Below are 8,965 nucleotides of genomic sequence, written 5' to 3' on the forward strand. Positions count from 1 at the left end.
CGCCGACCGCTCGTTCATCGCGGTCGGCCGCTCGGTCGTGGCGAAGCGGGCCGGGCGGCCCTCCCGACCTACGATGGCGGCCATGAGTCCGGGCTTCCGACAGGACATCCAGGGGCTGCGAGCCCTGGCCGTCCTGCTGGTGATCCTGGACCACGCGAAGATCGGGCCGTTCCACGGCGGGTTCGTCGGGGTCGACGTGTTCTTCGTGATCTCGGGCTTCCTGATCACCGGCCTGCTGGTCTCGGAGGCCGAGCGCAACGGCCGGGTCTCGCTGCTGGGCTTCTACGCCCGCCGGGCGCGCCGGATCCTGCCGGCGGCCACGCTGGTCATCGCCGCGACCGTCGGCTTCGGCATCTACTTCCTCAGCGCCGTCGAGGCCAACGGCGCGATCAGGGACGCGCTCTGGGCGACGTTCTTCGCGGCCAACTTCAAGCTGGCCCGTGACGGTACCGACTACTTCCAGAACGACACCCCGCCCTCGCCGCTGCAGCACTACTGGTCGCTGGCCGTCGAGGAGCAGTTCTACGTCGTCTGGCCGCTGCTGGTCCTCCTCCTCTGCCTGTACGCCGCGTGGCGGGCCCGGCGCAGCGCCGGCCAGCGCAGCCTCGGCCCGCGGGTACGCGACCTCGGCGTCTCGCCTCTGGTGGTGATCATCGGCGTCTCGTTCGCCTACTCGGTGTCCTACAGCACGACCGACCCGGTCTCGGCGTACTTCTCGCCCTTCACCCGGGCCTGGGAGCTCGGCATCGGCGCCCTGGTCGCCTGCCTGAGCACCCGGCTGATCCTGCTCAAGCCGTCGGTGCAGGCGCTGCTGTCGTGGGGCGGCCTGGCCGCGGTCGTGGTCGCGTCCCTCGTCTTCGACGGCACCACCGTCTTCCCGGGCTACGCCGCGGCGCTCCCGGTCGTCGGCGCCGCGGCGCTGCTGGCCGGCGGGCTGCGGTCGGCAGCCTGGGGCCCGCAGCGGCTGCTGTCGCTGCCGCCGATGCGCGCGGTCGGCGACTGGTCCTACTCGCTCTACCTGTGGCACTGGCCCGCCCTGATCATCGCGGCCGAGGTCGTGACCGACTTATCCCTGGCCCGCCGGCTGGCGGTCGTCGCGCTGGTCGTCCCGCTGTCCGCGCTGAGCTACTACTTCGTCGAGAACCCCGTCCGGCGTGCGCAGCTCTTCAAGGGTCGCCGGCTGCGCGGGGTGCTCCTCTACCCCGCGGTGGTCGTGCTGACCCTGCCGATGCTCGCCGCCGCCAACAACGTCGTCGAGGGCGAGCTCAACGACGGCGGCCCGCCGATCACGGTCGACGAGTTCGGCGACGGAGCGCCCCAGCAGGACCAGGTCGTGGCACTGGTGAGGGCCTCGGTCAAGGCGGCCCAGGACGGCTTCGACATCCCGGCCGACCTCAAGCCGTCGCTGCTCGACCTCAGCACCGACATCCCCGACCTCGGCAAGTGCCAGTACTTCGAGATCAACAACGACCGTCCCCTGTGCCCGCGCGGTGACACCGACGCCGACCGGACGATCGTGCTGATCGGCGACTCGCACGCGCGGCAGTGGGTGCCGGCCCTCGACGAGCTGGCGAAGCGCTACGGCTACACCGCCTACTTCCTGATCCGCGAGGGCTGCCCGTCGTCCGACGTGACGCCCTGGATGGTGCACGGCGGGCCGAGCACCGACTGCGAGGCGTTCCAGGAGTGGGCGCGCCAGCAGGTCGAGGAGCTGCGCCCCGACGCGGTGTTCCTCGGGTCGGAGGCCAATCGGCGCGGCTTCGCCGACGACAACGGCGAGCTCGTCGACGACGAGGCGACGATGGCCACGCTCTACCGCGAGGGGATGGAGCGGGAGATCGACTACCTCTCGCCGTACGCCGGCCGGGTCGTGGTCATCGGCGACCCGCCCGCGGTGGTGGAGCACCCCGGGCGCTGTCTCTCCGAGCGCGGTGCGACGCTCAAGAGCTGCCTCTCGACCGAGGACAAGGTCTCGCTGACCTACATCGACGCGCTGCGCCAGGCCGCCGCCAACAAGGGCGTCGAGTTCGTCGAGACCGCGGCGTGGTTCTGCGTCGACGGGCTGTGCCCGAGCGTGGTGGGTGACTACATCGCCCACCGCGACCGCACCCACATCAGCCAGAGCTACGCCGGCTACCTCACCGACGAGCTCGAGGGGCAGATCCACCTCGGTCCGACCGACGCCACGGCCGCCGCGCAGTGAGCGAGGCGAGCACGCGACCGGCGCCGACGCTGCGGCACCGGGACGACATCCAGGGGCTGCGGGCGATCGCGGTCCTGACCGTCATCGCCTCCCACGCGTCGGTGCCGTTCCTGCCCGGCGGGTTCGTCGGGGTCGACGTCTTCTTCGTGATCTCCGGGTTCCTCATCTCCCAGCTGCTCTACCGCGAGGTCGAGCGGTCCGGGCGGGTGTCGATCGCCGGCTTCTACGCCCGCCGCGCCCGGCGCATCCTGCCCGCCGCGACCCTCGTGACGGTCGCGACGATCGTGGCGTCAGCGATCTGGCTCAGCGCCATCGACCTGGTCGAGGTCGTGAAGGACGCCCTGTGGGCGGTGTTCTTCGCCGCCAACATCCACTTCGCCGCGGTCGGCACCGACTACTTCGCCGCGGAGGAGCCGCCGTCACCCCTGCAGCACTACTGGTCGCTGTCGGTGGAGGAGCAGTTCTACCTCGTCTGGCCGGCCCTGCTGCTCGTCCTCGTCCTGCTGGCCCGGCGTCGCGCGCTCCCCACCCGACTCGTGCTCGGCGTGCTGGTCGTCGTGACCGCGGCGTCGTTCGTCTGGTCGGTGGTGTCGACGGCGTCCGACCCGCTGGCGGCCTACTTCTCGACGCCCGCCCGCGCCTTCGAGCTCGGCCTCGGCGCGCTGGTCGCGCTGGTCGCCTCGCGCGTCGCCGCGGGGTGGTCGCGCGCGGTGCGCGGACTGGTCTGCTCGGCCGGCCTCCTGCTGATCCTGCTGGCGTGCGTGGCGTACGACGACCAGACGGCGTTCCCGGGCTGGGCCGCCGCCGTGCCGGTGGTCGGGTCGGCGCTGGTGCTGCTGGCAGGAGCCGGCGGCCAGGCGGAGCAGCCGCTGCCGGTGCGCGCGCTGGGCGTGCTCCCGATGCGGACCGTCGGCGACTGGTCCTACTCGCTCTACCTCTGGCACTGGCCGGTGCTGATCATCGCCGAGCGCAAGCTCGGCCACGGGCTCGGCTTCTGGCGGACGCTGCTGTGCGTCGCGGTCGTGTTCGTGCTGTCCGCGGTGACCTACCGGTTCGTCGAGCAGCCGTTCCGGTCGCCGCGACGCTTCCCGACCCGGCGGGCGCTCGCGCTCTACCCCGCCGCGGTCGCGGTCGTCGCCGCGGGCGCGGTCGGCGGGCACTACTACAGCGAGTACGCCTCGGGAGCACTCGGTGACAACCCGCCGATCTCGCTGACCAACTTCGGCGTCAAGGACCCCTCGAAGTTCAAGCTCGACAAAGACAAGACGGTCGCGCTCGTCCAGGCCTCCGTGATCGCCGCCCGTCACCACATGGCGATCCCCAGCGACCTCGAGCCCGACGTCCTCACCGTCCGCGACGACGAGCCGGACGTGGGGGAGTGCAACTACGAGAAGGACTCGCGCGAGCTCTGCCCCCGCGGCGACCCCGGCGCCGACCGCACGATCGTGGTCTTCGGCAACAGCCACGCCCGGATGTGGATCCCGGCGTTCGACCAGATCGGCGCCGAGCTCGGCTACCGCACCTACTACTTCGTCAAGCCCAACTGCTCGGCGACGCTCGTCTCGGTCGGCGAGCTGGTCCCCGGGTCGCCGCTGTGGCCCGAGTGCGACGCGTTCCGCGCCTGGGCGCTCGACCAGGTCGCCGCGCTCGACCCCGACCTGGTCGTCGTCACCTCCAGCGGTCCCAACCCCGTGCTCTACGACGACGACGGCAACCGCATCCCGAAGGACGGCATCGACGCGGCCGCGCGCGAGGGCTACGTCGACCTCTTCACCCGGCTCTCGACGACGGCGCAGCGGACGGTGCTGCTGCGCGACGTACCGAAATCGGAGAACCTCCCCGACGAGTGCCTCACCAAGAAGGGCAACGACCTCGGCGACTGCCTCTTCACCCCGCTCCCGGCCTCGGTGGTCGACGCGAACCTGTCGGTCGAGGCGGCCGACGAGACCGGCACCGAGGTCGTCGACCCCACCAAGTGGCTGTGCTGGGACGACGCCTGCCCCACCGTCATCGGCGACGTGCTGCCCTACCGCGACCGCGGCCACCTCACCACGGTCTACGCCGCCTCGCTCGCCGACGAGCTCACCAGGGCGCTCGGGCTCTCCTGACCCGCGCCCTGCGGCGTGTCCCGTGGCCGGTCCGAGCGGCCACGGTCCATGCTGCCGTACGTGGCCCTCGACCTCCCGTGCCCCTTCTGCTCGACCCAGATGTACGCCGAGCAGGCCCACAACCGGTGCCCCGCCTGCCTCTACATCGAGCCATGCTGCGACGGCGCACCGCAGCCGTGCCGGGTCCCGAGCGCCGCGCCGGCCGCCCCGGCCACCCCTGCCACACCGCCCACGCCGGTCACGTGAGCGAACGCCGCCCCGGTGTGCCCGGCGCGGTGGCCTACCGGTGGCGACGGACACTGTCCGTTTCTCGCTGATCGTTGACCGCCCAGGGCCTCTCGCACGCGCCCGGGCCGGCGCATCGTGGAAGAGTGCAGAAGCCTCCTCTCGTGGGCGCCCGCTGGGGGTCCTTGAGCGGTGGCCCGTCGCGGACGGGTGGCCGCCACTACCGTCTCGTCGTGTTCCCGCCCGGGACCGACGGACCCGAGCGGCGGCTGCTCCGCACCAGCCAGTGGTGGCCCAGCGGCGGCGCGATCGTCGCCGCGGTCACGGCCGCCGTCGCCTGCGGCCCGGCCGGGGCGCCGGCGGCCGCCGTCCTCGCCGCCGTTGTGTACGCCGGGCCGCTGGCCTGGCTGCGACACCTGTCGCGGCGGCCGCGCCGCGACGTGCGCGTCGTCCACGCGGAGCACCACCACGGCCCGGGCGCCGCCGAGGGGCTGGCGCGCTGCGTCCGGCTCGTGCACCTGGCCCGCCGCCTCACCGAGGCCGAGCGGGCCCTGGACGCCGGCGAGCTCACGCCCGTCGACTTCCAGCGGGTCTGGGGCGAGGTGCACGAGGAGGCACGCCGGCTCGAGACCGAGAAGGTCAGGCCGGCGGGGCGTCGTTGAAGTAGAGCCGGAGGATCAGGTCGTCGACGGCCGCGGGGGAGCTCGGCGTGTCGGCGTCGTAGGCCGCGACGAAGATGCGCAGCAGCCCGTCCTGTCCGAGCCCAGCCCAGCAGAGCACGTCCGAGCCGTCCGGCTTCGGAGAGAACTGTCGCGACACCCCCTCGATCCCGCCGATGGAGGACTCCAGCTCGGCGCTCGGGGGGCCGTACCCGGCGCACGCCTGCTCGGTGTCGAGCGCGGTGCGGACCAGCCTGGGGCCGGGCAATCCCGCTAGCTCCGCGGGCACCGGCACCGCGCGGACCACGAGCGCGGTCTTCTCGTCCTCGGGCGCGGCGAGGCCGACGACGCCCGGCAGCGCGTCGTTGAGCACCCAGTCCTTCGGCCGGCAGGCCGTGATGCGGCTCGAGGGGTCGTAGGACACGACGTACCGCGAGGCCTCGGCTGCGACCGTGGTCTCGGCGCTGGCCACCAGCCGGTCGTCGAGCCAGGCCTGGAGGCGGTAGTGGCCGGGGCCGGGGCAGCTCGTGTCGATCATGCTCATCGTGTAGGCGCCCGGCTCCGCGTCGACGAGGCGGTCGACGTTGAGCAAGTAGGACGGCTGCTGCCACGGGTCGTCCTCGCTCGGGCGGAAGTAGCCCACCCAGGTGATGCGCGAGTCGGGAGAGAACCCGGCCCGGTCGAAGCTCCAGTCGAGCTCGAACCCGGTGGCGGTGAGCTCGAGGCCGGAGATCGTCGCGTCATCGCCGTCGGGCACCGGTCCCGGGCGCAGCAGCTCGGCCTCGGCCGCGACCATCATGCCCTCGAACGTCTCGACGAGCCCGGCGCGCGAGGGCTCGAGCGTGGCCAGGATCTCCAGCGCCGTGCGGACGGCCGCGAAGAGCTCGTACTGCTCGATCGGGTCCGGTCGCTCCAGCACCCGCTCGATCATCTCCTCGAACGACGCCCGGGCCTCCTGCTCCTTGCCCTGCGCGGCCTGCGCCATGGCGAGGTTCGACCACGGCAGCGGCAGCTCGTCGTTGGTCGCGAGGGCGCGGGTCGTTAGCTCCTCGGACAGCGCGTACTTCTTGACGTGGAAGACGTTCGCGCCCTGGTTGACGAGGGTGAGGTAGTCGGGGACGGGGTTGAGCTCGAGCGCCCTGTCCAGGTCGGCGATCGACTTGGCCCGGAACTCCGCGTCGATGGTCGTGAGCACGTAGCTCGACGTCTGCGGGCTCCCCGCCAGGTCGTAGGCGGAGCCGCGCGCCCGGTAGGCAGCCGCGTAGTCGCCGCGCAGCTCGATGGCCCGGGTGTAGGCCTCCACCGCGTCGTCGTAGCGGCCCAGCGACATGAGCCGGTCGCCCTCGGCCACCGCCCGGACGGCGCTGTCTGGCGTCGTGGTGGGGCGCTGGGCTGCCGCGAGACCGCTCAGGACGGCGGCGAAGAGCGCGATCAGCACGGCGGGGACGACCACGAGCTTGCGCGTCCGCGACGAGAGCGTGAGGCCGAGTCCGAGCAGCGCGAGGGCGACTCCGAGCAGGGTGATGCCGAGGACGTAGCGGTCGGCCTTGGCGCCCCAGTCCGCGGCCGTCTCGCGCCGCGCGTCCGCACGCAGGGCGTCCTCACGGGGCTCCAGCAGCCGGTTGGTAACCTCGCGGTTGACGTCGGCGTAGTGGGAGTCGGCCTCGTCGGCGGCCGCGAGGTCGGCGAGCGCCTGTGCGGACGCGGCGTAGGCCTCGGCCCGGTGGGCGTAGGCGTCCGAGCCGGTCAGGCTCGCGTGCACGCGGGCGAGCTCCGCCCGTTGGCTCAGGGAGCGCGCCTCGGCGTCGCCGGCGATCAGCGTCGCGACCTCGCTGTACGCCGAGCCGAAGCCGGCCGACGCGGTGATGGTCGCGGCGTCCGCCTGGGCGCTCAGCTCCTGCTCGTGCTCGCCGGCCAGGCTCGCGCCGTAGGCGAGGATCCCGCCCAGCAGCACCAGCAGCGCCGCCGAGAGCGCGACCCGCTTCTTGAACGGCGTGTCGAGGCGCTCGATCTCCGGGATTTCGACGTCCTTGCTCGTGGGCATGGTGCCTCAGCCGGCCATCGCGTTGACGACGGCGCCCGCGCACGCGGCCAGCCACCCGAGCACGGACAGGACCAGCACCGGGCCGCGCGTGCGGGCCGGCAGGATCCGGCCCAGCGTGAGGAGCACGGCGAGCAGGAGCAGCAGCAGGATGCAGAGCAGCGTCCGCACGCTCTGGTCGTGCCGGTCGTCGGCGACCTTCGCGGTGTGGGCGGGCTGGTCGGGCTGGATCGCCTGGAACGCGTCGTAGCCCTCGATGGTGTCGAGGCGGCGCGCGGTGTCGTAGGTCCCCGTCGAGGTCGGGCCGCTCATCCGCCCGGGGTCGAACGCCGTCTCCTTGAAGCTGTCGGCGACGTACCGCACCTCCCGCGCCTGCGCCCGGAGCTGGCCCGCGCGCTCGTGGTGCCCGGCGGACTCCTCCGCGCCCGCCTCCGCCTCGAGCGCCTCCGCCTCGGCCAGCGCGCCGCGGTGACGGTCGGCCGCCGCCTCCTCGCCCTGCACCCGCACCGCGCCGACCAGCTCCTGGCGCTGCACCTGGAGGGTCTCGAGCGTCGCCTGCCCCCGGGCGTCGGAGGACGCGTCGTCCTGGAGCACCGCGACGTAGGTCAGCAGCGCGGCCGTCAGCGTCACGAGCCCGATGACGACGGCGACGGTGCGCTCCCAGTCCCCGAGCAGGCCGCGGCGCGGCTCGTGCGCCGTGGTCGCCTGCGGCTTGGGGGCCTCGATCGCCGAGTCGTGAGGGGGAGTCGCTGGACCCGGCTCGCCCAGTGACTCCATGGCCAGCCCTTCGTCCCGGCCGCGCCCCCGCGCGGTCGGACCCCACCTTCGACGCAAGCCGGCGCGGGTGTCCATGATCCGATCGGACCATTCGTGCCTGCCGTCAGCGACCGGACCGGCCCGACCTAGGATCGATCGACATGACGGACCTCGCGCTCCAGCGCCCCGTCCGGCCGCAGACCGTGCGCGGGCTGAACCTGACCGCCAAGGCCGGCCTGGTGCTGCTGATCATCGCCGCGCTCGCCTACCCGGACTCGTCGCACCTGCGTGACAAGGCGGCCGGGCTGCGGGCGATCTCCTACCCGCTGCTGGCCTTCGCGATCCCGGTCGTCTGGTTCACCTTCTGGCGTGACCGCGTCGTGTTCCCGTGGCTCGCGGACCTCTTCGTCACGCTGACGTGCTTCTCCGACTTCCTCGGCAACCGGCTCGACCTCTACGACACCGTGGTCTGGTTCGACGACTTCATGCACTTCGCGAACACCGGGCTGCTCGCGTCCGCCGTCCTCCTGCTGACCACCGTCCCGGGGTCGCCCCTGCTGCCGCTGCTCGAGCGGGCGCTGGCGTTCGGCGTGACGGCGGCGCTCGTCTGGGAGATCGCGGAGTTCTTCGCGTTCATGCAGCTCTCCGACGAGCTGCCGGAGGCCTACGCAGACACGCTGGGCGACCTCACGCTCGGGGCGTTCGGCGCCGTGGCCGCCGCCCTCGCCGTGTGGTACCTGCGGGCCCGGCCGGCGCCCGCGCCGCGCGCTTGAGAGGTCGCGAGCCTCGTGGCGGACCTGGTACGAACGAGCGCCCCCGGTAGGATTCGAACCTACGCTCCCGCCATCGGGCAGAGCGCGGTGCTCTGATCCGGACTCGAAACGAGCGCCCCCGGTAGGATTCGAACCTACGCTCCCGCCTCCGGAGGGCGGTGCTCTATCCCCTGAGCTACGGGGGCTCGGGGCGGGACGAC

At 72.8% G+C, this 8,965-nt stretch carries 7 protein-coding genes and 1 tRNA gene; 5 read left to right on the forward strand and 3 right to left on the reverse strand.

The window, feature by feature from the left end; all coding sequences use genetic code 11:
- Positions 1–82: 82 nt before the first annotated feature.
- From G514_RS25130 to G514_RS29010, 4 genes are all read left to right on the forward strand, one after another.
- Positions 83–2,203 (forward strand): acyltransferase family protein, encoded by a 2,121-nt coding sequence (locus tag G514_RS25130; RefSeq protein ID WP_051246902.1) that lies wholly within the window; start codon positions 83–85, stop codon positions 2,201–2,203.
- Complete coding sequence (locus G514_RS0105705) at positions 2,200–4,311, forward strand: acyltransferase family protein (RefSeq protein WP_028650967.1); 2,112 nt, start codon at positions 2,200–2,202, stop codon at positions 4,309–4,311. The genes G514_RS25130 and G514_RS0105705 overlap by 4 nt, the downstream gene beginning before the upstream one ends.
- A 60-nt stretch (positions 4,312–4,371) precedes the next feature.
- Positions 4,372–4,557, forward strand: coding sequence for a hypothetical protein (locus G514_RS0105710; RefSeq protein ID WP_169576312.1), 186 nt, complete (start codon positions 4,372–4,374; stop codon positions 4,555–4,557).
- A 143-nt stretch (positions 4,558–4,700) separates the two neighbouring features.
- Positions 4,701–5,198, forward strand: coding sequence for a DUF6611 family protein (locus G514_RS29010; protein ID WP_342662563.1), 498 nt, complete (start codon positions 4,701–4,703; stop codon positions 5,196–5,198).
- Here G514_RS29010 and G514_RS0105720 read toward each other — a convergent pair.
- Positions 5,176–7,239: a tetratricopeptide repeat protein gene (locus G514_RS0105720; protein ID WP_028650969.1), complete on the reverse strand. Its 2,064-nt coding sequence runs from the start codon at positions 7,237–7,239 to the stop codon at positions 5,176–5,178. The two genes, G514_RS29010 and G514_RS0105720, sit on opposite strands and share 23 nt — an antisense overlap.
- 6 nt (positions 7,240–7,245) lie before the next feature.
- Entirely contained in the window at positions 7,246–8,013 is a 768-nt protein-coding gene (locus tag G514_RS0105725; protein ID WP_028650970.1) for a hypothetical protein, read from the reverse strand.
- Between the two features lie 140 nt (positions 8,014–8,153).
- Between G514_RS0105725 and G514_RS25140 the strand changes: the two genes are divergently transcribed.
- On the forward strand, positions 8,154–8,765 hold the full coding sequence (locus G514_RS25140) for a DUF2238 domain-containing protein (RefSeq protein WP_051246908.1): 612 nt from the start codon (positions 8,154–8,156) through the stop codon (positions 8,763–8,765).
- A 113-nt stretch (positions 8,766–8,878) separates the two neighbouring features.
- Here G514_RS25140 and G514_RS0105735 read toward each other — a convergent pair.
- Positions 8,879–8,950, reverse strand: a tRNA-Arg gene (locus G514_RS0105735).
- Positions 8,951–8,965 lie beyond the last annotated feature (15 nt).

The organism is Nocardioides halotolerans DSM 19273 (genome assembly GCF_000422805.1).
Taxonomy (GTDB): Bacteria; Actinomycetota; Actinomycetes; order Propionibacteriales; family Nocardioidaceae; genus Nocardioides; species Nocardioides halotolerans.